General features: G+C 38.7%; 26 protein-coding genes. 23 read left to right on the plus strand and 3 right to left on the minus strand.

Annotated elements, in window-relative coordinates:
* The first annotated feature begins 76 nt into the window (after positions 1 to 76).
* From aroA to V4T18_RS08720, 9 genes are all read left to right on the plus strand, one after another.
* On the plus strand, positions 77 to 1363 hold the full coding sequence (gene aroA / locus V4T18_RS08680; protein ID WP_332648730.1) for a 3-phosphoshikimate 1-carboxyvinyltransferase: 1287 nt from the start codon (positions 77 to 79) through the stop codon (positions 1361 to 1363).
* A 110-nt stretch (positions 1364 to 1473) separates the two neighbouring features.
* Positions 1474 to 2718 (plus strand): tetratricopeptide repeat protein, encoded by a 1245-nt coding sequence (locus tag V4T18_RS08685; protein WP_332648732.1) that lies wholly within the window; start codon positions 1474 to 1476, stop codon positions 2716 to 2718.
* Positions 2719 to 2731: 13 nt separating this feature from the next.
* Entirely contained in the window at positions 2732 to 3286 is a 555-nt protein-coding gene (locus V4T18_RS08690) for a ReoY family proteolytic degradation factor (protein ID WP_332648734.1), read from the plus strand.
* A 33-nt stretch (positions 3287 to 3319) separates the two neighbouring features.
* The gene (locus V4T18_RS08695; protein WP_332648735.1) at positions 3320 to 3769 is read left to right on the plus strand and encodes a YpiF family protein; all 450 of its coding nucleotides are present in this window, start codon (positions 3320 to 3322) and stop codon (positions 3767 to 3769) included.
* A 158-nt stretch (positions 3770 to 3927) separates the two neighbouring features.
* A complete protein-coding gene (locus V4T18_RS08700; RefSeq protein WP_332648737.1) occupies positions 3928 to 4431 on the plus strand; it encodes a QcrA and Rieske domain-containing protein in 504 nt (167 codons plus the stop codon).
* 22 nt (positions 4432 to 4453) lie between these two features.
* Positions 4454 to 5128: a menaquinol-cytochrome c reductase cytochrome b subunit gene (gene qcrB, locus V4T18_RS08705; protein WP_332648739.1), complete on the plus strand. Its 675-nt coding sequence runs from the start codon at positions 4454 to 4456 to the stop codon at positions 5126 to 5128.
* A 42-nt stretch (positions 5129 to 5170) separates the two neighbouring features.
* Positions 5171 to 5965: a menaquinol-cytochrome c reductase cytochrome b/c subunit gene (locus V4T18_RS08710; protein ID WP_332648741.1), complete on the plus strand. Its 795-nt coding sequence runs from the start codon at positions 5171 to 5173 to the stop codon at positions 5963 to 5965.
* Between the two features lie 114 nt (positions 5966 to 6079).
* Positions 6080 to 6676, plus strand: a complete 597-nt coding sequence (locus tag V4T18_RS08715; protein WP_332648743.1) for a DUF1405 domain-containing protein — start codon at positions 6080 to 6082, stop codon at positions 6674 to 6676.
* 275 nt (positions 6677 to 6951) lie between these two features.
* Complete coding sequence (locus V4T18_RS08720) at positions 6952 to 7626, plus strand: zinc metallopeptidase (RefSeq protein ID WP_332648955.1); 675 nt, start codon at positions 6952 to 6954, stop codon at positions 7624 to 7626.
* Between the two features lie 457 nt (positions 7627 to 8083).
* On the opposite strand, the gene V4T18_RS08725 is transcribed toward V4T18_RS08720, so the two are convergent.
* Positions 8084 to 8950 (minus strand): YitT family protein, encoded by an 867-nt coding sequence (locus V4T18_RS08725; protein ID WP_332648745.1) that lies wholly within the window; start codon positions 8948 to 8950, stop codon positions 8084 to 8086.
* 146 nt (positions 8951 to 9096) lie between these two features.
* Here V4T18_RS08725 and V4T18_RS08730 point away from each other — a divergent pair, with 146 nt between their 5' ends.
* The 10 genes from V4T18_RS08730 to panD all read left to right on the plus strand — a co-directional run bounded on the left by V4T18_RS08730 (position 9097) and on the right by panD (position 17423).
* The gene (locus V4T18_RS08730) at positions 9097 to 9429 is read left to right on the plus strand and encodes a nucleotide pyrophosphohydrolase (RefSeq protein WP_332648747.1); all 333 of its coding nucleotides are present in this window, start codon (positions 9097 to 9099) and stop codon (positions 9427 to 9429) included.
* A gap of 1 nt (position 9430) precedes the next feature.
* Positions 9431 to 10225: a 4-hydroxy-tetrahydrodipicolinate reductase gene (gene dapB / locus V4T18_RS08735; protein WP_332648749.1), complete on the plus strand. Its 795-nt coding sequence runs from the start codon at positions 9431 to 9433 to the stop codon at positions 10223 to 10225.
* Between the two features lie 15 nt (positions 10226 to 10240).
* Complete coding sequence (gene mgsA / locus V4T18_RS08740; protein WP_332648750.1) at positions 10241 to 10645, plus strand: methylglyoxal synthase; 405 nt, start codon at positions 10241 to 10243, stop codon at positions 10643 to 10645.
* Positions 10646 to 10713: 68 nt separating this feature from the next.
* On the plus strand, positions 10714 to 11850 hold the full coding sequence (bshA, locus tag V4T18_RS08745; RefSeq protein WP_332648752.1) for an N-acetyl-alpha-D-glucosaminyl L-malate synthase BshA: 1137 nt from the start codon (positions 10714 to 10716) through the stop codon (positions 11848 to 11850).
* Positions 11847 to 13022, plus strand: coding sequence for a CCA tRNA nucleotidyltransferase (locus tag V4T18_RS08750; protein ID WP_332648754.1), 1176 nt, complete (start codon positions 11847 to 11849; stop codon positions 13020 to 13022). The genes bshA and V4T18_RS08750 overlap by 4 nt, the downstream gene beginning before the upstream one ends.
* 212 nt (positions 13023 to 13234) lie before the next feature.
* Positions 13235 to 13864, plus strand: a complete 630-nt coding sequence (locus V4T18_RS08755) for a hypothetical protein (protein WP_332648756.1) — start codon at positions 13235 to 13237, stop codon at positions 13862 to 13864.
* Positions 13865 to 14115: 251 nt separating this feature from the next.
* Positions 14116 to 15099 (plus strand): biotin--[acetyl-CoA-carboxylase] ligase, encoded by a 984-nt coding sequence (locus V4T18_RS08760; RefSeq protein WP_332648758.1) that lies wholly within the window; start codon positions 14116 to 14118, stop codon positions 15097 to 15099.
* A gap of 247 nt (positions 15100 to 15346) precedes the next feature.
* Complete coding sequence (panB, locus tag V4T18_RS08765; protein ID WP_332648760.1) at positions 15347 to 16186, plus strand: 3-methyl-2-oxobutanoate hydroxymethyltransferase; 840 nt, start codon at positions 15347 to 15349, stop codon at positions 16184 to 16186.
* Positions 16183 to 17034, plus strand: a complete 852-nt coding sequence (panC, locus tag V4T18_RS08770) for a pantoate--beta-alanine ligase (protein WP_332648762.1) — start codon at positions 16183 to 16185, stop codon at positions 17032 to 17034. Before panB ends, panC begins: the two co-directional genes overlap by 4 nt.
* 5 nt (positions 17035 to 17039) lie before the next feature.
* Positions 17040 to 17423: an aspartate 1-decarboxylase gene (panD, locus tag V4T18_RS08775; RefSeq protein ID WP_332648764.1), complete on the plus strand. Its 384-nt coding sequence runs from the start codon at positions 17040 to 17042 to the stop codon at positions 17421 to 17423.
* Between the two features lie 78 nt (positions 17424 to 17501).
* On the opposite strand, the gene V4T18_RS08780 is transcribed toward panD, so the two are convergent.
* Positions 17502 to 17684: a hypothetical protein gene (locus V4T18_RS08780; protein ID WP_332648766.1), complete on the minus strand. Its 183-nt coding sequence runs from the start codon at positions 17682 to 17684 to the stop codon at positions 17502 to 17504.
* Between the two features lie 74 nt (positions 17685 to 17758).
* Between V4T18_RS08780 and V4T18_RS08785 the strand changes: the two genes are divergently transcribed.
* The 3 genes from V4T18_RS08785 (at position 17759) to lpdA (ending at position 20532) form a co-directional block, all read left to right on the plus strand.
* Complete coding sequence (locus tag V4T18_RS08785; protein WP_332648768.1) at positions 17759 to 18676, plus strand: carbohydrate kinase family protein; 918 nt, start codon at positions 17759 to 17761, stop codon at positions 18674 to 18676.
* Positions 18677 to 18700: 24 nt separating this feature from the next.
* Positions 18701 to 19066, plus strand: coding sequence for a DUF423 domain-containing protein (locus tag V4T18_RS08790; protein ID WP_332648770.1), 366 nt, complete (start codon positions 18701 to 18703; stop codon positions 19064 to 19066).
* Positions 19067 to 19197: 131 nt separating this feature from the next.
* Positions 19198 to 20532, plus strand: a complete 1335-nt coding sequence (lpdA, locus tag V4T18_RS08795; protein ID WP_332648772.1) for a dihydrolipoyl dehydrogenase — start codon at positions 19198 to 19200, stop codon at positions 20530 to 20532.
* Positions 20533 to 20809: 277 nt separating this feature from the next.
* Here the strand turns inward: lpdA and V4T18_RS08800 are convergent, their stop codons facing one another.
* The gene (locus V4T18_RS08800) at positions 20810 to 21229 is read right to left on the minus strand and encodes a pyridoxamine 5'-phosphate oxidase family protein (RefSeq protein WP_332648773.1); all 420 of its coding nucleotides are present in this window, start codon (positions 21227 to 21229) and stop codon (positions 20810 to 20812) included.
* Between the two features lie 137 nt (positions 21230 to 21366).
* Here V4T18_RS08800 and dinG point away from each other — a divergent pair, with 137 nt between their 5' ends.
* Positions 21367 to 24153 carry an ATP-dependent DNA helicase DinG gene (gene dinG / locus V4T18_RS08805; protein ID WP_332648956.1) on the plus strand — a complete coding sequence of 929 codons (2787 nt, stop codon included), beginning with the start codon at positions 21367 to 21369 and terminating at the stop codon, positions 24151 to 24153.
* The last annotated feature ends 36 nt before the right edge of the window (positions 24154 to 24189 follow it).

The raw sequence follows: 24189 nt of genomic DNA on the forward strand, positions 1-24189 counted from the left end.
TTCGATTCGGAGCTTCCAGCGCTTGTCGGGGCTAAACGGGGCGCTTGCGCTTTTCTAAATAGAAGGAGGGGAAAATATGAAATCTCTTGAATATAATCGTCCAACACTTCAAGGGGAAATAACAGTTCCTGGAGATAAGTCAATTTCTCATCGTTCAGTCATGTTCGGGGCCATTGCAAAAGGGACGACAACGGTAGAAGGTTTTCTATTAGGTGAGGACTGTTTAAGTACAATTGATTGCTTCCACAAGCTTGGTGTTAAAATTGAAGTGGATAATACGAATGTAAAAATTGAAAGTCCTGGTATCGATGGCTGGGAAGAGCCGAAAGAAGTGCTATATACGGGTAATTCAGGGACAACAACCCGCTTAATGCTAGGCATTTTATCTGGAACAAAGCTACATACGATTATGACAGGTGATGCATCGATTGGTAAGCGGCCTATGCGACGTGTAGTAGATCCACTGCGGCTAATGGGTGCCAAAATCGCAGGGCGAGAAAATGGACAATTTACACCTCTAGCGATCCAGGGAACAACGCTAACAGCCATTGATTACAGAATGCCTGTTGCAAGTGCCCAAGTGAAATCAGCGATCCTACTTGCTGGACTTCGTGCAAATGGCACAACAATTGTACGTGAAAGTGAGGTATCTCGTGATCATACAGAGCGAATGCTTCGCCAATTCGGAGCAAGGGTTAGAGTAGAAGAGGGTGTTGTTTCGTTTGAAGGGGGTCAATCCCTAACAGGTACACATGTAAAAGTGCCGGGTGATATTTCTTCGGCAGCGTTCTTCCTAGTAGCAGGTGCTATTACGAATGGTAGCCGTATTGTTCTGCACAATGTAGGCGTTAACGAAACTCGTGCAGGTATCATTGAAGTGCTTGAAAAAATGGGTGCAAATATGACAGTTGAAATTGAAGACGAAAAGGCTGCAGAGCCAACCGCAACAATTACAATCGAAACGTCCACATTAGAAGCAACAACAATCGAAGGCGAAATAATTCCTCGATTAATTGATGAAATCCCAGTGCTAGCTTTATTAGCGACTCAAGCAAATGGCACAACAGTAATTAAAGATGCAGAGGAACTAAAGGTAAAGGAAACGGATCGTATTGCAGCAGTTGTAGCAGAGCTGAAAAAATTAGGCGCAACTATTGAAGCAACTCATGATGGCATGATAATTCATGGTCCGACTCCTTTGCATGGTGCAAAACTAAATAGTTATGGCGATCATCGTATCGGTATGATGGCAGCTGTAGCAGCACTAATAACGAATGAATCGATAGAATTAGACGATGCACAATGTGTAGCTGTTTCTTATCCAACATTCTTTGAACATGTTGATTCTTTAATCCAAAAATAAAGGAGAAAGAGTTATTTCAAAATATTTTTGAAGTAGCTCTTTTTTCTTGTTTAACTGTATATTGTCATGTAGCATTAGGAATGACTAAGAGAGAAAAGGTGAACGATGGAATGGAAGAAATGTTACAAGCTATTCAAAACGGAGATTTAGCGCAAATTGATACTGTTTTAGAAACTTTTTTAATGCATGAATCCCCAGCTGAGCAATATGAGGTTGCCGAAATATTAATGCAATATGGATATTTAAATGAAGCGAACCGTGTATTTGAGCATTTATCCTTTATTTTCCCAGAAGAGGCACAAATTATTATTGATCGTGCAACAGTACTAATGGAAATGGGGGATGAGGATGATGCACTTGAGCTATTATTATCAGTAACAGAGGATGCACCCGAATACCCTCAAGCTCTACTTGTGTTAGCAGATTATTATCAGATGCAAGGGCTTTTTGAAGTAGCTGAAAAACGAATTAACGATGCGATTGAATTGTTGCCGACAGAAACGCTATTACAGTTTGCTAAGGCGGAATTATTGTTTGAAACGGGGCGTTTTTCAGAAGCTGCTCGTATCTACGATGAGCTATATAATATTGACAAACAATTTGCTGGCGTGTCCATAGCTCAGCGATTAGCAGAAGTATATCGTGCAGGAGCAGGTTATGAAGCAGCTCTTCAATATTATATGGAGGCACTTGAAGAAGAAGTATCACCAGACCTTCTTTTTGGTTCCGCATATTCAGCCTTTCAAATACAAAAATATGAAACAGCTGTCGGGCAATTAGAGGATTTAAAGGAGCTTGACCCAGATTACTTCTCAGCTTATTTATTGTTAGCGGAATGCTATGCCATGCTAGAGGATAATAAACGTGCATACAACACGATAAAAGAAGGATTAAAGCGCGATGAATATGATAAAGCCCTATTCCTATTCTCAGGTAAAATGGCGCTGAAAAATAGCTTGCCCCATGAAGCGATCCACTATTTACAACAAGCAATTGCACTCGACCCAGAATATATGGAAGCAACACTAATATTAATGTCGATTTATACAGAACAAGAACGTTATGAGGATGTTATCGACTTATTTGAGCATTTGCAGCGTGATGATTTTGATTGGACTGCCCTTTACCCGTTTGTTGCAGAAGCGTATGATAAAGAAGAACAATTTGAAAAAGCATATGAAATTTATAATAGTGCATATAATGATTTTAAAGAAGATGTGTCGTTTTTAGAAAAATATTGTTACTTCTTGTTAGAGGATGGCAAGCAAGCTGAGGCCCATGAAGTTGTTAAAAGGCTTGTAGACTTGCAGCCAACTGAGCAGGAGTGGCAAAACTTACTTGAACGCTTCATATAAAGGGGGGGATATTATGACTTCTTCCATTCCGATTTTAGATAAGAAAGAGTTCATACGTTGGTTCTTGAAAAATTATCAATTAAAACGAAGAGAATGTGTTTGGATTTTAAATTATTTACTTAGCAATGACCGTATTTTAGAAAATATACATTTCGTAGAAGAAGCGCATTATTGTCCGCGTGCAATTGTGATGTCATCTGTGGAGAGTAATGGTATACCATTTCGTTTTTATAAAGGGAATATCATGACCTCAGATGCGGAAAAGTCGTTTCATGATATAAGATTAAATCCAGAAGAAGGCATGTATATCCAAATTAATTTTCCGAGTATTCCGCCGCACCAATCCTATTTAGCGGTATTAGAGGAAAATCCGTATATGCCAAAGTATTTACACATTAGTGAAAAGGATCGCGTCATAGCAGAACAATTATTAAAAAATAGTATGCTTGCTTTCCAAGAGGAAAAAATATTACGAGAAATTGATGAAGCGCTTGATTGCGGAGATAAAGAACGATTTTTCGAGCTTTCAAATTTATTGCAAGTGTTAAAAGAAACCTCTACTAAATGACGGTTGAAAAGAATGTTGGAAGGATGAAACACTATGTTTTTTAATGTAAAGGATATTGAACAATTTCAATCACAAAAAGAATTCATTGATACAGCAATTGTACCATTATTGAGCTTAGAATTTACGGATGAGAGAAGTAAGCAAAGTAGCTCTTCAGCTGAATATTTAATGTCCCTCACTGCTTTTATTGAGCAACAATTTAAAGGTCGGTTATTAATAACACCACCTTTTTCTTATATAAAAGCGTTAAAAGAGCACATTAATGTACATTCTATAGAAGAAGAGCTACTTCAAGCTGGTTTTAAGCATATCTTTTTCGTCACTTGTGATCATAGTTGGACAACTTTCCAAGAGGAGCTCAATATTCTTTGGCTACCATCGATTCCACTTGAATCAATGGATAAAGCGGTGAAGCAAAAGATTTTAGAAGACCAATTGAAACAAGTAATTCCGGTGCTTTCGAAGGTTTGGACAAACGTTTAGATTTTTGATTCATCAAATGTTCACAATAATAGCAAAACGACCCAATGCTATATTGACCAACCTATTTTATTGATATATCATAGATATGTCCTAGTGTTACTATTTGTAAAAGTATGTCCGTTGGTTGGACTGACCTTTTAGTTAGAGGGGGGAAAAGGATGAGTAATAATCGAGTTACACGACGCCAATTTTTGAACTACACTTTAACAGGTGTTGGTGGATTTATGGCGGCTGGTATGCTTATGCCAATGGTACGTTTTGCAATTGACCCTGTGCTTCAAACAAAAGCTGAAGGCGACTTTGTATTAACAAGCCAAAAAATTGCAGATATTACAGAAGAGCCTATTAAAGTTGATTTCACTTTTGAGCAAGTTGACGCATGGTATAAATCTGACGTAACTGAAGCGGCATGGGTGTATAAGAGCGGAGATACAGTCATCGCACTTTCGCCAGTTTGTAAACATTTAGGTTGTACTGTTAACTGGGCTGGAGACTCAGCTCACCCAGATCAGTTCTTCTGTGCATGTCACGCAGGTCGATATGAGAAAACTGGTAAAAATATTCCTGGTACACCACCTACGGGACCACTTGATCAATACGAAGTGGAAGAAAAAGATGGTTTCTTAATGCTTGGGAAAAAATTTGCAAATAATTTAAGTTAATTAGTTAGGGGGTACGACAACAGTGCTAAATAAAATTTATGATTGGGTCGATGAACGTTTAGATATTACTCCGATTTGGCGTGATATTGCCGACCATGAAGTGCCAGAGCACGTTAACCCTGCGCATCACTTTTCAGCATTTGTATACTGTTTTGGTGGATTAACATTCTTCATCACAGTAATCCAAATCTTATCTGGTATGTTCTTAACAATGTACTATGTACCAGACGTAGAAAATGCTTGGAAATCAGTTTATTACTTACAAAACGAAGTAGCTTTCGGTGAAATCGTGCGCGGTATGCACCACTGGGGAGCTTCATTAGTAATCGTAATGATGTTCTTACATACGCTTCGTGTATTCTTCACAGGTTCATATAAGAAACCTCGTGAATTAAACTGGATTGTTGGTGTAGGTATCTTTGGCGTAATGCTTGGATTAGGTTTCACAGGTTATTTACTTCCTTGGGACATGAAAGCGTTGTTTGCAACAAAAGTAGGTATTGAAATCGCGGCGTCGGTACCATTTATTGGTGAAATGATTAAGGTACTATTAGCGGGTGACGCAACAATTCTTGGTGCTCAAACGTTAACTCGATTCTTCGCAATTCATGTATTCTTCTTACCTGCTGCATTGTTCGGTTTACTTGCAGCTCACTTTATCATGATTCGTCGTCAAGGTATTTCAGGACCACTATGATTTGAAAACAATGTATTTTTTATTTCTTAAGGAGGGGACAATATGCATCGCGGAAAAGGAATGAAATTCGTAGGCGATTCTCGTGTTACGACGCATAATCGTATGCCGAACAAGCCTAAAGATTATTCCGAGTATCCAGGGAAAACAGAAGCTTTCTGGCCTGATTTCTTATTAAAAGAATGGATGGTTGGGGCAGTTTTCTTAATAGGTTACTTGTTATTAACTGTCGCGCACCCTTCACCACTTGAAGGCCCGGCAGATCCAACTAATGCTTCTTATATTCCGTTACCGGACTGGTACTTCTTATTCATGTACCAATTATTAAAATACTCATTTGCTTCAGGTCCATACAATGTTATCGGGGCTGTAGTTATTCCAGGTTTAGCTTTCGGTGCGTTAGCGCTTGTACCTTTCTTAGATACAACGCCAGAGCGTCGTCCATCTAAACGTCCATTACCAACAGCATTTATGTTACTAGCTGTTGCGTCAATGATCTATTTAACTTGGGAATCAGTTGCAAACCATGATTGGGAAGCAGCAAAAGCTCAAGGTGTTATTACTGATAAACATTTAGGCTTATTACCAGAAGTTGAAGTTGATACTGAATCAGAAGGTTATTTAGTTTATGAGGCGAACGCTTCTTGTATCGGCTGTCACGGTGGTGACTTAGCGGGTGTATCTGGTCCAATGTTACTAGGTAATGAACTAACAGCTGATGAAGTTCAAGATGTAATCGTTAATGGTCGTGGCGGTATGCCAGCTGGTACCTTCGAAGGTACTGAAGAAGAGCTAAAAACGCTAGCTGAGTTTATTGCAAACCTAAAAGAAGAGAAGTAATAAAATGGAAGGAGAGTCAGTTCGCTGGCTCTCTTTTTTAGCATAAAATGCGTATTTTCAAGTACTTTTTTAGGTCCAAGAGTTAAAGAATACGTATAGTAAGGAGTTAGCATTATGAGAACATTGCTCATTAAAGGCTGGTACGTATTATCACACCGAACATTTTTAAGCTTACTTTTAATTGTGAACTTTTTAGGAACGGTTTTTGGGTACTACTGGTATAGAGGTCAGCTTTCTAATACAGACGCTATATATTATATTTTTGTTCCTGATAGTCCGACAGCTAGTCTTTTTTTCTGTATTGCTATTGTTGGCTGGTTAATGGGAAAGAACTTTAAATTAATTGAAGTGCTTGCGCTTATTACATTAGTCAAATATGGGCTTTGGGCAGTTGTAATGAATTTATTAACATTAGCTGAGTTAGGCTCATTAGGTCCTGATGGTTGGATGCTCGTCTTCTCTCATTTTGCGATGGCCGTACAGGCGATACTATACCTGCCGAAATATCGATTTGGTCTAGGGCATATTGCAATCGGTGCCGTCTGGACTTTGCATAATGATGTTATTGATTATGTATTTGGACAAATGCCAATCTATCGAATATTAGCAAATTATTCAAATCAAATAGGATATTTTACATTTTGGCTATCTATTGCATGTATTTTACTCGCTTATTTTACATATAGTAAGGGTAAATATTTGCGTCAATAATAGAATATCGATAGAATTGTATAAAGAATCAGGTGTGTTGTTTATCAAAAAAAAATTTAGTATAGAAGCGTGTTTTTTAGAGAAATGTCATCAAAAATGGATTATTAGTTGATTTCAGTGGGATCGGCGAGGAGGCTGAGGCCATGGCCGTGGAAAGCGAGCCGGCTGTAGCTGCAATGAACTTTTGCCATGACTACATTAACAATAATAGGTAAATCAACACGCTTGATAAAGAATAGCTTTTATGGAAAGGAAGATTATTTTTGGGTTTAGGAATGTATATCGTATACTTTGCGATCATTATGCTATTACCTCTCTATGCACAAATGAAGGTAAAAAGTACGTATAAAAAGTTTGCTGAAGTACCAGCACAAAGAGGTATGACAGGTGCTCAAGTAGCTCGTATGATTCTTGATCATCATGGTTTAACTGACGTACGAGTAGTTCCGACACAAGGGATTTTATCAGATCATTATAATCCAGCAACGAAAACAGTTGCGCTTTCAGAGGATAATTACTATAATTCATCACTGGCTGGTATTGCTGTTGCGGCACATGAGGTAGGACATGCAATTCAACATAAGGAAGCATACTCGTTCCTTACATTACGTGCTAAGTTAGTACCAGTTGCAAATATCTCTTCTAATGCTTCTTGGATTTTCGTTATGATTGGTATTTTTGCTTCTCAATCAGGCTTCTTATTACTAGGTATTGTGCTTTTATTAGCAGGTGTAATATTCCAAGTGGTAACTTTGCCAGTAGAGTTTGATGCATCAAAGCGGGCGATGAATGAAGTTGTTTCATTAGGTATTATTGGTAACAACGAAGAGCACGGAGCTCGTAAAGTATTAAATGCAGCAGCAATGACTTACGTTGCAGCGGCAGCAGTAGCGGTACTAGAGTTGTTACGTTTAGTTTTAATTTATACAGGTATGCGCTCAGAAGAATAGATTTATGAAATGCCCGTCTAAATAGGCGGGCATTTTTTCTAAGAAGATTAGCTTGTATAAGTTGTAGCAAGTATAGAGAGTGTCTAGGCATTTACGCCGCACGCTCGGGACCGCGGTCTGCTCCCTCGGTCAAAAGCGGGAAGGATGCTTTCGATTCGGAGTTTCCAGCGCTTGTCGGGGCTAAACAGGACGCTTGCGCTTTTCGTATGTGTCTAGCTCCAGCGCCCAGCCCCTCGAGGTCGCTTCATCTCCTCGGTCGAAAGCGGGAAGGATGCTTTCGATTCGGAGCTTCCAGCGCATGTCGGGGCTAACCAGGGCGCTTGCGCTTTTCGTATGTGTCTAGCTCCAGCGCCCAGCCCCTCGAGGTCGCTTCATCTCCTCGGTCGAAAGCGGGAAGGATGCTTTCGATTCGGAGCTTCCAGCGCATGTCGGGGCTAACCAGGGCGCTTGCGCTTTTCTAATGAATAGGTTGTTTTTTGTCGTCGAGTGTAAAGCCTTCTCCTGCAACATCTCGAACTTCGACAATGGATACGAACGCATGCGGATCAAGTGTATGAATAATGGTTTTTAGTCGCACAATTTCATTTCGAGCAACAACGCAATATAATATATCCTTATTCTCCTTTGTAAAATGTCCACGACCATTTATAATTGTTACGCCGCGCTCCATTTTTTCGGCAATAAAGTCTGCAATTTCATCAGCCTGAGAGGAGATGATCAGTGCTCCTTTTGCTGAATAGGCTCCTTCTTGAACAAAGTCGATAACTCGTCCACCGATATAAACGGCTACTAGCGTATACATCATCGAACGCGCATCTAAAAATGTAGCCCAAGAAAGTAATATAACAACTGTATCAAAAGCGAACATTGTTTTTCCCATACTCCAGCCTATATATTTATTCGCTAATCTTGCAATGATATCAACACCGCCTGTTGTACCTCCTGATCGGAACACAATTCCAAGTCCAGCTCCTATGAATACACCTGCAAATAAAGCGACAAGTAATTTATCATCTTGTAAGTTCATTTGGAACTCATATAATTGAAAAATCTTCAAGAAAATAGAGACAGAAACTGTACCGATAATTGTATAAATAAGTGCTCGCTTACCTAGCAAACGCCAACCTAAGATAAACATCGGAATATTTAATAGAAGGTTCATTAATGCAGGATCCCACTTTAAAGTAAAAAATAAAATTAGTGTGATGCCACTAAAGCCACCTTCACCAAGGTGATTTTGCATATTGAAATGGACAAAACCAAAGCTGAAAATGGCAGAACCGAGCATAATTCCTAAGATGTTTTGAATTTTAATACCGTTCATTCTTTTTTCCTCCGTTGTAAATATTGAAAAATTCTAAAAAATGATAAAAATATATGTTCGTTGCTCAGTAAACTTATTATGTTGTATTTTTCATGTTTTGACAACAGGATGTGAAATCGATACGATAGAAATAGGAGTGTGAGAACATGGATAAACAATTAACAATGCATGATTTACAGCAAAAAGTGGATGATTACATCGGTCAATTTAAAGAAGGCTATTTTCCGCCGTTTGAATTGCTTGCACGCCTAACAGAAGAGCTAGGTGAGTTATCCCGTGAGGTGCAGGATGTATACGGACAGAAGAAAAAGAAGTCAACAGAGGATATCAGTTCTATTGAAGAAGAGCTTGGCGATTTCTTTTTCGTTTTAGTATGCTTTGCAAATGCACAAGGTATTCGTCTAGACGAAGCGTTATTACGAGTGTTAAATAAATTTGAAACGAGAGATAAAGATCGTTGGACACGAAAGGAAGAATAGAATGATTAGAGTAGCAATCGCCGGTGCACGGGGAAAAATGGGAATTGAAGCGGTACATACAGTGTTAAATCGAGAAGGGATGGAGCTCGTAGCTGCACTAGACTATAAGGATCTTGGTCCGACGCTAGGAAATTTAGAAATGTTTCCAGATTATTATGATACACCTATTTACACTGATTTTGCACAGCTAGTAGCTGAAACAAAGCCAGATGTACTGCTTGATTTAACAAGCCCACATTCAGTTTATCAGCATACAAAAGAGGCGCTAGAACACAATGTAAGACCTGTAATTGGTACTACTGGCTTTACAGATGAACAACTACAAGAATTAACAGAGCTAGCAAGAAGTAAAAAAATTGGCTGTATTATAGCCCCTAATTTTGCCATTGGTGCTATTCTAATGATGAAATTTGCAAAGGAGGCAGCAAAATACTTACCAGATGTTGAAATTATCGAAATGCATCATGATAGAAAGCTAGATGCCCCTTCTGGCACAGGAATCAAAACAGCTCAAATGATTGCAGAAGTTCGTCAATCGAAAATTCAGGGGCATCCGGATGAAAAGGAAACACATGAAGGAGCGCGAGGAGCAGACTTTGAAGGAATGAAAATTCATTCTGTCCGTTTACCTGGGCTTGTAGCTCATCAGCAAGTATTATTCGGTGGGGACGGTCAGCTTTTAACTATCCGACATGACTCATTAAACCGAGAATCATTTATGAGTGGTGTAGCGTTCTGTATTAATACGGTAATCACGATGGATAAACTTGTGTACGGGCTAGAAAATATCATATAAGAATGGAATGATCCAATGAAAATTGCATTAATTGCACATGATCGTAAAAAAGATAATTTAGTTCAATTTGCAATTGCATATCGCCAGATTTTTGCAGAGCATGAGCTGTATGCAACAGGAACAACAGGGCTTCGCATTAATGAAGAAACGGGACTAGAAATAACAAGATTCCGCTCAGGCCCTCTAGGTGGCGACCAGCAAATTGGTGCGATGATAGCAAACAATGAAATGGATATGGTATTTTTCTTCCGTGATCCATTAACTGCTCAGCCACATGAACCAGATGTAACGGCCCTTGTTCGTTTATGTGATTTATATCATGTACCACTTGCAACTAATATGGGCACAGCAGAAATTTTATTAAAAGGCTTAGAAGCAGGGCTAGTTGATTGGAGGCTTATTCAGGAAAGACGTCAATAAAGGATTATTGTTATTTTGCCATATAAAATGTACAATCAAATAATTGCTAAAAAGGGGATGAAAAGCAGATGCGAAAGTTAAAAATTGGTATTACGTGTTATCCTACTGTGGGAGGTTCAGGTGTAATTGCAACAGAACTCGGGAAGATGCTAGCAGAAAGAGGGCATGAAATTCATTTCATTACATCGAGCGTACCATTTCGATTGAATAAAATTTATCCTACTGTTTTTTTCCACGAAGTAGAAGTGAATAACTATTCTGTTTTTCAATATTCTCCATATGATATTGCTTTAGCAAGTAAAATGGCAGACGTAATTAAAGAGGAAAAATTAGATGTGCTGCATGTCCATTATGCCATCCCTCATGCAGTATGCGCCGTACTTGCGCGTGAAATGTGTGGTGAATCCATTGGTATTGTCACGACACTGCACGGTACTGATATATCCGTTTTAGGGGAAGATTCCACGCTAGCACTAGCAATTAAATATGGCATAGAGCGTTCTGATATTGTTACGACAGTTTCTGATTCGTTAAAGCAGGAAACGTATGAGCGCATTGATACGAAAAAGCCAATTGAAACGATCTATAACTTTGTTGATGAGGCTGTGTTTAAGCCACTCGATCCAGGTAATCTAAAGGAACAGTTTGGTATTAGGGAAAATGAGCGTGTATTAATTCACGTATCTAATTTCCGTAAGATAAAAAATTTACCAGACATCGTTGACGCGTTTCTGAAAGTAAGGGAAAGGATGCCAGCGAAACTATTACTTGTGGGAGATGGACCTGAAAAGCACCGTATCATGGATAAGGTTAAAAAATCGCAATATAAGGAAGATATTTTATTCCTTGGAAAGCAAGAAAATATTGCCGAGCTTTTTGCTATTAGTGATGTCAAGCTCCTACTTTCAGAAAAGGAATCATTCGGTCTAGTATTACTTGAAGCAATGGCATGTGGCGTGCCGGGTATAGGCACGGCAATTGGTGGTATTCCAGAAGTGATTGAGCACGGTGTAAACGGCTACTTAGTCGATTTAGGTGATGTTGATGCCGTTGCAAAATATGCAATTGAATTATTAAGCGATGAAGAAAAGCTCATGACATTCCGAGAAAACGCAATGGCAGCAGTGCAATCAAAATTTCATTCAGAAGCAATTATTGAACAATATGAACAGTTATATGAAAAATTGGCGGCAGTTAAATTATGACACAACAATGGAAAATAGCAGAGAATGTCATCCATAAAATACAACAAGCGGGCTTTGAGGCTGTCTTTGTCGGTGGTGCAGTAAGGGATCGAATATTAAATCGGGAGCAGCATGATATTGATGTTGCTACGAGTGCATTGCCCTCTGAAATAAAAACCATATTTACCAAAACAGTCGATGTCGGTATTGAGCATGGTACCGTACTCGTGCTTGATGAAGGAGCGCCAATAGAGGTGACGACATATCGAACAGATGGTACGTATGATGATCACCGTCGACCGGATAGTGTCGTTTTCGTTCGTTCATTAAAGGATGACCTAGAACGTCGTGATTTTACAATGAACGCTATAGCGATGACAGCCTCCTATGAAATAATCGATTACTATGGTGGTATTTCTGATATAGAGCAAAGGCTGATACGAGCAGTGGGGCAACCACAAAAACGATTTCAAGAAGATGCCCTAAGAATGCTCCGAGCTGTGCGTTTTCGTGCACAGCTCGGTTTTGCTATTGAGAATGAAACATTTACAGCTATTAAAAAACAGGCACAAGACATTCAACATATTGCAATGGAGAGAATCTCGGCAGAATTAAATAAAATATGGATAAGCGATAATGTTTTTGAAGGAATAGTATCTCTTGTACAATCTAATTTAGCAAATTATTTACCGGGAAATTTTATGGAAAATTTAGAAAAATGGAAATATTGCAAGTTCACCTCTCCCTCGATGGGGTGGGCATACCTTTGCTTTTTAAATAGGGAGCAGCATGCATCCATTGTGAAGGCGTACAGATTGTCAAATAAGGAAAAGAATTATGTGCAGAATGTTCTTCGTGCTTATGACGCATTATTACAAGGCTGGTCAATCGTAGATTATTTTGAAACCGAATTATCGGTACTTGAAGGGGCCTATGATTTTGCAGAATGGCAGGGGATTGAGCTCAGTGTAACGAAAGATCAAATCGCATTAATAAAAGCCTCACTTCCGATTGAATCTAGGAAAGACCTTCAGGCAAACGGAAATGATTTTATGGAATGGACGAATAAAAAGCGAGGACCTTGGTTAAAAGATGCGTTGGACAAGGTATTACTAGCTGTTTTAAATGGCTCTCTTGACAATAATCCTGATCAGATTAGGGAATGGTTCCTACATGAGTTTGACGAAGGGTAAATATCAGTTGGAAAACCAATATAAATAATCTCATAGCGGGTAAGGAACTACATTTGTTCCCTTACTCTTTTTATTTACAAATTAAACTATCTTTTTATGAAACCTTTTAAATCAATAAACTACTAAATAATTATACAGATTATTTAATGTACTTGAAAAACACATAAGGCTGATTGTAATGTCAATTTTATTAAATTTTAGGGGTGTAGTCTTTGAATAAGAAATGGACGCTATCAATAATTTCTGCGATTGTTGGAATCGTATTGTTAAGCGGTTGTTCAGTTGAACAAGGTACAGAAAATGATAAAGAACGTTCAAATGTTTCACAGCAATTAATAAGCTTGGCTACTGGGCAAGCTAAATTTCCATTATACAAAGATTTAGATGAATTAGAAAATACTGCAGATACTATTGTGCAAGTGAAATTTACTGGGGATAGAAAAATTCAAAACTTTGAGCAGAATGGGATTGTAATTGATAGTGCTGCGGAGTCTGAAGTTAAAGTGAAAAAAGTTTATAAAGGCAACATTGAAAAAGGATCAACGATCGTAATTTATGAACCTGGTTTTATGAAGGGTGAAATATATCAAAATGTTGATGGATATAAAAATATGAATGTAAAAGGAAACTATATACTTTTCCTTAAAGAAAATCCAGATAACACCTTCGTTGGGTTAGGTGTCTATCAAGGTAAATTCGATTTAGATATTACAGATCCAGTTAAACAAGTAAAACTGGAAATGACGAAAGAAGAATTTGAATCATTAGACTATGTGGGTGAAGATCCAAGTCACTTTAATCTATTAAAAGAAGAAGTTATTCAAAAATACAAAAATAAGTAGAGTAAAAAACACTAGAGACTTTTTATCCGTTTTAAACACGCATTTTACCGCATGTAGTATGATGCGTGTTTTTTTAGAATTAACATCTATGCACCTTCTGATACTAATGTCATATACCAACATGAAATAGTTTATTTACAGGATTTAATAGCTTATCCCTACAGTTAATTGTATGATTAATACGATTATGTTGTAGGATTAACTATAAAAAAGAACGTGACAGTATAATATTTCAAAGGAATGGTTTTTGTATGAGTTTAACAATGAAGGATGAAATTTTACAAAAATTTTTACAGGCTAGTGGTGAGCCGATTTCTGGACAACAGCTTGCGGATGATTTTGGTGTATCACGTACAGCCATCTGGAAGCATATGCAGTCGTTACAGGCGGAAGGATACACTTTTGACACGATTAAGAAGAAAGGATATGTCTTACTTTCTGTACCAGATCGCGTCGATGTTGCACAAATAACGGCAAATTTACAAACGAAGCGATTAGGTAAAACAATCCATCATTTTGAAGAAACGCCATCTACTCAGCTTATTGCACACGACCTTGTTCGAGATGGAGTAGAAGATGGCACTATTATTTTAGCAGAGCATCAAACAGCAGGCCGTGGTCGAATGCTACGTCCTTGGGAATCTACAGCAGGCAAAGGGATTTGGATGACGGTGATTTTAAAGCCAGACGTATTGCCACATCAAGCTCCTCAATTTACACTTGTTGCAGCAGTTGCTGTTGTTAATACAATGAAGGCAATGTTTAAAACCTTCGTACCAACCATCAAATGGCCAAATGATATTTTGATTAATGGTCGTAAATGTACAGGGATTTTAACTGAAATGGTGGCAGAGGCAGATTGTGTACAAGCTCTATTAATTGGCATCGGTATCAATGTTAATCAGCAAATGAACGATTTTCCAGAGGAATTGCACTCTATCGCAACATCAATGGCCATCGAGCATGGAGAAACGATTGATCGCGCTTTATTTGTCTCAAATTTACTTTACTTCCTAGAGCACTACTCAGATCTTTATATTAAACATGGTTTTGAACCAATTAAAGAGCTTTGGGAAGAAGCTTCAGGAACAATCGGTCAGCATGTAAAGGCAACAACCCTTCGAGAAGTGATTGAAGGAGAAGCAATTGGAATAACAGAGGCGGGCGTTCTACAAATCCGAACAAATAGTGGAGAAATTAAGGAAGTGTATTCTGCGGATATTGAAATCAAGTAAGGTGATTCACTGTAGATTTTATAAACAATAAACTGTACGTTTTCTTCTAAACTTGTTATAGTAGCTTTGTGGACAGTATCATTTTTGAACTGTACCTTTTAAAAAAAATAACAAAAAAATCTGCCTTGATCTTATATAGACAGGGACGGAAGAAAACGAAGCGTAAGAGAGTCAGCGCTACCCTTCTGTCCATTTTTGGATAGAAGGGTATTTTATTGTTTTCTTCGAGAAATTGGGGGAGGAACATATGAAAACAACGAGTGATTTTTTAAAAATGAAGAGGCAGGGTGAAAAAATCGTCATGATAACAGCATACGATTATCCAGCTGCAAAATTCTCAGAGGATGCAGGCGTCGATATGATTTTAGTCGGTGATTCATTAGGGATGGTTGTATTAGGTTATGATTCAACAATGCCAGTCACTGTAGAGGATATGGTTCACCATGGGAAAGCAGTTCGCCGAGGGGCTAAGGATACGTTTATCGTCCTAGATATGCCTTTTGGCTCATACCACGGAGATCTTAACGACACTTTAAAAACGGCTGTTAGTATGATGCAAGCGACGGGTGCTGATGCCTTAAAGGTTGAAGGTGCAGACGAGGTAGTAGATGTGATCAAGAAGCTGACAAATGCTGGGATTCCGGTAGTTGCCCATTTAGGCTTACTTCCACAATCAGCGGGTGTACTAGGTGGCTACAAAGTGCAAGGGAAAACAGCAGAGCAAGCAGCTAAGCTACTAGAGGACGCTCGTAAAGTAGAGGAAGCAGGTGCTTGTGCTGTTGTTCTAGAATGTATTCCACATCAGTTAACTGACCTTGTATCGAAAGCATTAACGATTCCAACAATCGGAATAGGTGCCGGAGTTGAAGCAGATGGACAAGTGTTAGTTTTCCATGACTTATTAATGTATGGAAAACATCATATACCAAAATTTGTTCAAGCATTTGGATTTGTAGGAGATGAAGTAGAACGTGGCATCTCTGGCTACACAAAAGCAGTGAAGGCAGGTAGCTTCCCGAATGAATCCCAAAGCTTTACGATGAATGAGGATCATTTAATCGCATTATATGGGGGCGCAGTAAAATGAAGGTCGTAACAACAATCGCTGAACTAAAGGGAATTATAAAAGGGGCGCAAGAAGTAGGACAGTCAATTGGGCTTGTACCAACGATGGGATACCTACATGAGGGGCATTTAACTCTTGCCTCAGAGGCACGAAAAGAAAATGATATCGTGATTATGAGTATCTTTGTTAACCCGACACAGTTTGGTCCAAATGAAGATTTTGAATCATATCCACGAGATTTACCGCGTGACACGAAGCTTGCAGAGTCGGCTGGGGTTGACTATATTTTTGCTCCAGCGGTAGAAGAAATGTATCCAACAGATGGTGGAATATATATTCGTGCTGGTCGTCAGTCTCAAATTTTATGTGGTGCAAGCCGACCAGGACATTTTGACGGTGTACTACAAGTTGTTGCGAAGCTATTCCATCTAGCCCAGCCAACACGTGCTTACTTTGGTCAAAAGGATGCACAGCAAGTAGCCATTATTCAAACGATGGTTCGTGATTATAACTTCCCGCTAGAACTTCGAACGGTGCCGATTGTACGTGAAGAAGACGGATTAGCAAAATCAAGCCGTAATGTGTACTTAACGGAGCAGGACCGAAGTGAAGCACCAGCTATTTATGCGGCGCTTCAATTAGCGAAGGATGAAATGAAAGAAACAGGTAATGCTGAGGCTGCGATTGAAAAAGCCCGCAAGAGTATTGAAACAGAAACTTCTGGGCGGATTGACTATTTAGAATTATTATCGTATCCTGATTTAGCACAAGTGCAGGAAAATACAACAGAGGTATTACTAGCAGTTGCTGTATATATTGGTAAAACACGCTTAATCGATAACTTAATGTTTTCAATAAAAGGGGAATAATAACGATGTTAAGAATGATGATGAATAGCAAAATTCACCGTGCTCAAGTGACACAGGCGGATTTAAATTATGTTGGCTCTATTACAATTGACCAGGACATTTTAGATGCAGTTGGGATGCTACCAAACGAAAAGGTGCATATTGTGAACAATAATAATGGTGCTCGTTTTGAAACATATATTATTGCAGGTGAGCGTGGTAGTGGCGTTATTTGCGTAAACGGCGCTGCAGCTCGACTTGTACAAAAGGACGATATTGTTATTATTATCTCTTACGTGTATGTTGATAATAAAGAAGCTGCTGACCATAAGCCAACAGTTGCGATTATGGGCGACAATAACACAATTAAAGAAATGATTAGCTACGAGCCGGAAGCAACGGTGATGTAGTGTAAATAAAGGCATAACCTCGGTTGTGCTTTTTTTGTATGCAGGAGAATCCTTTTTCGATTTCTCCTGCAATCTTAGTTAAGATCGTTTATCCTGATCATTTTTATCAATAGATGGATATTTTGTTTCTTCATCATGCTTTTCAGCTTGTACTTGCTGATTTTTTTCCTCCATGGGTATAAAATCTACCGTTTGCATATCCTCATGCATGGCATATAATTTCTCGCCGATTTTACCTAAATCTCTTTTTTTATCTGCCATAAAATGACCTCCTTTGCAGTATCATTATAGTATGAACCATAATAAAGGAAATTTATACGTTGGAGGATGTTAGAATGGAAAAGGTACTATGTGTAGGAGAAATACTAATTGATTTTTTTTGCTCGGACATTGACGTTGATTTGGTAGAAGGTAAAACATTTATAAAACAACCAGGTGGTGCTCCTGCTAATGTTAGTGCAGCGATTGCAAAGCTGGGTGGACAGGCCCAGTTCTGTGGGAAGGTTGGAGGGGATTCGTTTGGAACGTATCTTAAACAAACACTAGAAGAGATAGGTGTTGATACATCAATGCTTATAGAGGATCCTAATGCTCCAACAACATTGGCTTTTGTATCTAGACAGCGTGGGGGAGAACGTGATTTCATCTTTCATCGAGGGGCAGATGAAAGGCTGACCTTACAGGAGATAGATGAAGAACAAATAAAAAATATTAAGATTGCTCATTTTGGCTCGGCAACAGCCCTCCTTTCAGACCCCTTTTATTCTACCTATATGGAACTAATGAGAAAGTTAAAAAAGAATGGATGCTTTATATCTTTTGATCCGAACTATCGTCAAGATTTATGGAAAGGACGAGAAACGGAATTTATAGAGAAAGTAAACAGTTGCGTGGCGTTAGCGGATTTTATTAAAGTGAGTGAGGAAGAAAATGAATTATTACAAATAAAGAGGACCGGTGATACAATGTTGGCGGTGACAATGGGGGACAAAGGAACATTCATTGCCCATAGAGAAAGAGAAGGTGGAGTTCCAAGTATTACTGTCTACTCTATTGACTCCACAGGCGCTGGCGATGCATTTGTAGGAGCGATGCTAGCTCAGTTTGCACAATGTGCTTCTCTTCATAATCTTCCATTTAAAACTTTAAAACAGTTTACTAAATTCAGTAATATCGTCGGTGCTCTAACTTGTGTTAGAGTCGGTGCAATAACGTCTCTTCCTACGAAGAAAGATGTGTTATCATATATGTAATTACAATAAAGGTAGGGAATAAATATGGTAGTGGCAATTATTTTAGGAGCTGTATTAGCTTTTTTAAGTGTGGCATTTGGTGCTTTCGGGGCACATGCATTAAAGGACAAATTTAAGGAAGTACGATATGCGGAAAACTGGGAAACAGCATGCCGCTATCAAATGTATCATGGGCTAGGCTTAATCAGTATTGGCATTTTAACCGAGGTTTTAGGTGCATCAGGTGCTCTTACTTCGGCTACATATTTAATGTTTGCAGGGACATTAATTTTTTCTGGAAGTTTATATATTTTATCGCTTACAGGTATTCGTAAGCTAGGAGCAATAACGCCAATAGGTGGTCTCCTTATGCTAGTGGCATGGATACTTGTAATAATCGCTGCACTTTAAAAGAATGATAGTACTATTATTAACTGATACGAGTTAGACGGTATCAGTTTTTTATATTGGTTATTTATCGAAGAACGAACATTGCATTCCAACTTTTGTAATGCTATCGTTAAACGCGAGGTGAAATAGTAATGAAACAATTTGATATAGCAGTAATCGGTGCAGGTCCAGGGGGATATGTAGCGGCAATTCATGCGGCAAAAAGTGGCCTTAAAGTGGCATTAGTAGAGAAAAATAAAGTTGGTGGTGCATGCTACAATGTGGGCTGTATTCCATCAAAAATAATGCTAGAGCACTCTAAGCTTGTTCAGGAAATTCGACGTGGTACTAATTGGGGAGTAACCGTTCCGACTATCAATATAGATTTTCCGAAATTGATGAAACGAAAAGATGCAGTGATCGATGAGCTTCTTGCCAATATCGAAGGATTCATTGAAAATGCACAAATTACAATGTACCGTGGCGAAGCGACAGTAGCGAAAAATAAAGCCATCACAGTTGGAAATGAAACCTTTGAAGCGAAAAATGTCATTCTTGCTACAGGAAGTCATCCATTTGTTCCACCGTTTAAAGGAATTGAAACAGCAACCTATCATACGACCGATACATTTTTCCATATGGCAGAGCTACCAAAGCAGCTAACAATAGTAGGTGGTGGCGTTATAGCGATTGAAATGGCTTTTGCATTAGCACCAATGGGAACAAAAGTAACGATATTAAACCATAGTAAGGATATTTTGCAAACAGAGGAGCCCGATGCTCGTCCGATTATTAAAGAGAAAATGGCGTCTCTAGGTATTGAATTAGTAACTGATTTCCGTTTCGAAGAAATAAAGGGACATGAAATCCATACATCACGAGGAGTATATACGTATGAAAATCTGTTATTTGCAACAGGTAGAAGACCGAATGCTAAAATTGCAGAAGCGATCGAGCTGGCGATGGATGGTCGATTAATTGCTGTAAATAACCATTATGAAACAAGTATCCCAGGGATTTATGCAATTGGGGATTTAGTTGGTGGATTCCAATTAGCGCATTCGGCAAGTGCAGAAGGAATTCATGCTGTAGATACTATTTTAGGCAAGCACCCACGCGTCATTAATCAACAAGAAATTCCGCGTTGTGTGTATACACATCCTGAAATTGCAACATTTGGCATGCTAGAGCATGAAGCTCCCTCTGATGCAATTGTTACGAAGATGTTCTTACCAACGAATCCAAAGGCATTGCTTGAAGGAAATACACAGGGCTTTATGAAGTTTGTTGCGAGTCCAGAAGGGGATATTTACGGTGCTTGTGTAGTTGGAGATGGTGCTACTGAAATGATTAATGCCATGCTAGCAGCAAAGGTAGCAGGTGGTTCTGTAAAAGACCTAGCACGTATGATTTTCCCGCATCCAACAGTGAGCGAGCATATTGGCGATGCTGCTCGTGCTGTATTTAGTAAGGCAATTCATCAATAGTTTGCAAATAATTCTTGTTCTATTGAATAAAAAAAGATATACTGAAGTTTAGGTGCCAAACCTATGTAAAGTTTCGGCTTTACACCAAAAGCATCCATTAACAGCGCGGATTTGCTGGGAAGCTTTTGTCTATGAGCAGGGAGATGAGCCCCTGCTCTTTTTTTATTATAAAGAATAAGTTACTTCAATTTTAAAGAATGTCTAGCTCCAGCGCCCAGCCTATTGAGGGGTTGAAGCGACCTCGAGGGGCTAAACGGGGCGCTTGCGCTTTTCTTAATTATTCTAATGGAAATTCTAACTCTTTCGGTGGTTCTCCTTTTTTATTCATCAGCCGCATGCGGATTGGGTCAATTTGCAGGATGACCATTTCGTCTTGATTTTTATAGAGCAGCCCTTTAAAAAACTCTATAAATTTTAGCTTTAGTGCCTCGTCATCAAAATCAGTAACTTTTCCCTCTATTTCTACAAAAGCATCGCCACGTCCTTTATTTTCGTAGCCTAATAAAATATGTGTGTACGGATTTTCCAATAATTCTTCTACCTTATCTGAGTGTTTGTCGGTTACAGTGTACAATGTAAACTCTTTATTAGTAAATGTCATATATCGACTAAATGGTTTGCCGTTATGCACCGTTGCCATTGTCCCGATATGGCTATTATTGATAACTTCTAAAATCTCCTTTTTAACAGTCTCCATGCTGTCACCCTTTCTCTATGGCTTGTTTACATCATGCCCAATCTAGTAAATCTTAAACGACACATCTATTGCATGACCGTATGAGGCCACCTATGATAAAATTCGATTATAATGACGAGAACAGTGAGTTGAGTACAATGATGGAAAGTCAAAAATATGCAATTGTCGATTTGGAGACGACTGGACACTCACCTGCAAATGGTGATCGGATGATACAAATTGCTATTGTGATCATGAAGGATTGGTGTATAGAAAAGACTTTTACATCATTCATTCATCCGGGAAAAAAAATCCCTCTTTATATACAGGATTTAACGAACATTAGAGATGAGCATGTAGCCGATGCATTACCATTTGAAGCGCATGCAGATACTATTTATGAGCTTTTGCAGGGGGCAGTATTTGTTGCCCATAATACGGAATTTGACTTGTCTTTTTTACAAGCTGAATTTAAACGAGCTGGACTTCCACAATGGATTGGAAAAACGATTGATACAGTTGAGCTTGCAAAAATACTATTCCCAATGTCGCTTAGCTATAAATTAGGGGATCTAGCAAATGATTTGAATATTCCACTTCAACAAGCCCATCGTGCGGATGATGATGCAAAGGCAACTGCACTATTATTAAAGGCGTGCTGGGAAGAGTTATTGATGTTACCTTTAGTAACGTTAGAGGGGCTACATAAGCGCTCATTTCGACTGAAATCGAATTTATCGCAGTTGTTTTTTGATGCACTTTGTATTAAAAGAAATAAGGTTAGTAACGAAGAAAATTATATTTTTTATAAGAAGTTAGCCATTTACAAAGGAGAAGCATCCATTGACACGGCTAATGAAAATTGCGGTTATCCTGAAACAACAATAGAAAAGATTGAAATGCTACAATCTGCCCTTCCTAATTTTGAAGAAAGACCAGGGCAATTTAAAATGATGGACAGTGTATGGGGCGCGCTCCATAGACAAGAAGAAATGATAATAGAAGCTTCTACTGGAATAGGGAAAACCTTATCGTACCTGTTGCCGTCATATTATTATGCGAAAAATAAAGGGAAGCAAGTTGGCGTTAGCACGTATACGTCTTACTTAATGGAGCAACTATTACATGAGGAAATTCCAAGGCTTGAAAAGATTACAGGAAATACGATTCACGTAGCTTTATTAAAAGGCATGCATCATTATATTGATATTGCCCGATTTGAGCAACAGTATAAAATGGCAGATGATTCGTATGATGAGACGTTTGTTATTCTACAAGTACTTATTTGGTTAACGAAAACAACAACGGGTGATATCGATGAGCTCAATGTTTCTGGTGGTGGGCAATTATTTCTAGATAAAATTCGTAAATCAGAAACGTCACAGCCTGTTTCAGGAGACTATGATTACTATGAACGTGCACTAACCAATAGTAGACGGGCTGATATAATTGTTACTAATCATGCGATGTTATTGGCAGATTTAGTTCGTCAAAATCAGCTTTTCCAAAATATTGGTGGGTGGATTATTGATGAAGCACATCAGTTTGTTCAGGCGGCTATTCAACGTGATGAAAAAGTGTTTACGTTTAAGCATTGGAAATATATGTTTGGTCAAATTGGCTACTATACAGATGAAAATTTATTTTATAAATTGCAGCGTGCGGCTTTAAAACGACAATTAGTACCAATGAACCTATTACATCAGTTAGAAAAACGTTTTATGAGTATGGTATCAAAATTTGACGAGGGGATGCAAAGCTTACTCCGCGCGATTCAACAAATGACAAAAGGCTCGTATAAGCATGAAGTAAAGGCGTCTATTTTTTTACATGAACTAAAAATAGATTTAGCTCGCTTTGGGCACATGTCAGCAGCTGTTCAGGCTTGGATTGATCTTGCAGAGGAAGTCGCGCAGCTTTTTTCAGCGAATATCGAAGAATTAGCTCCAGAGCATAGATTTATCCTAGGGGAGTGGCGGTACTGGATTCGAGAGTTTAAGCTACAAATAGCACAATGGGATGAGGTATTTTTAATCCAGCATGCTCATTATTCTACATGGATAGAAGTGGATCGACGTAGCTTGCCGGGAAGTATTCAATTTTTGAAAAAGCCTATTAATGTTACGACTACGATTGAGCAATTATTTGCTCCTTACCGTGGAAAAACAGGTATCATCTGGACATCTGGCACATTAACAGTTCCAAATAACGAGCGATTTATCGCGGATCAGCTAGGAATATCACCAGCTGTTCCGCTGCATTCCTTACAGGCTCCATCTAATTATTATAGTGGAGCTAAAGCATTTATTGTAACAGATATGCCAGATATACAGAATGTGTCACAGTCAGATTATATTGAGGCAGTCTCACATGCCATTACAAGAACAGTTCGAACTACGGGAGGGCGTTGCTTTGTACTCTTTACTTCTCAGCAAATGCTCCGTCAAACGGTAGAGCTTATTCAAGAATGCGGTCTATTAGATGACTATATGGTATTTGCACAGGGGGTGACAGCTGGTAGCCGAATGCGTTTACTTAAATCGTTTCAAAAATTTAGTCATTCTGTACTATTTGGGACGAATAGCTTCTGGGAAGGTGTAGATGTACCTGGTGATAGCTTATCCTCTGTTATTGTAGTACGATTGCCGTTTTCTTCACCAGAAGAGCCTACGTACAAGGCAAGGGCGAATTATTTACAGCAGCAAGGAAAAAATTCATTTGTAGAGCTATCTTTACCAGAGGCGATTTTACGCTTTAAGCAAGGCTTCGGACGATTAATTCGCTCCTCGAAGGATAAGGGGGTATTTATCGTACTTGATAGAAGAATAGATATGAAATCGTACGGGATAGAGTTTATCCGTGCGTTACCGCCGATTTCTGTACAAAAACTACCTCTACAGCATATGGTATTAGAACTAGAACATTGGTATAATAATGAACGATGAGGAAAGAAAGTAGGTAGACAAGATGGAAAGAATATT

Origin of the sequence: Lysinibacillus sp. 54212 (assembly GCF_036662795.1) — a bacterium.
In the GTDB taxonomy this organism is placed as follows: Bacteria; Bacillota; Bacilli; order Bacillales_A; family Planococcaceae; genus Lysinibacillus_B.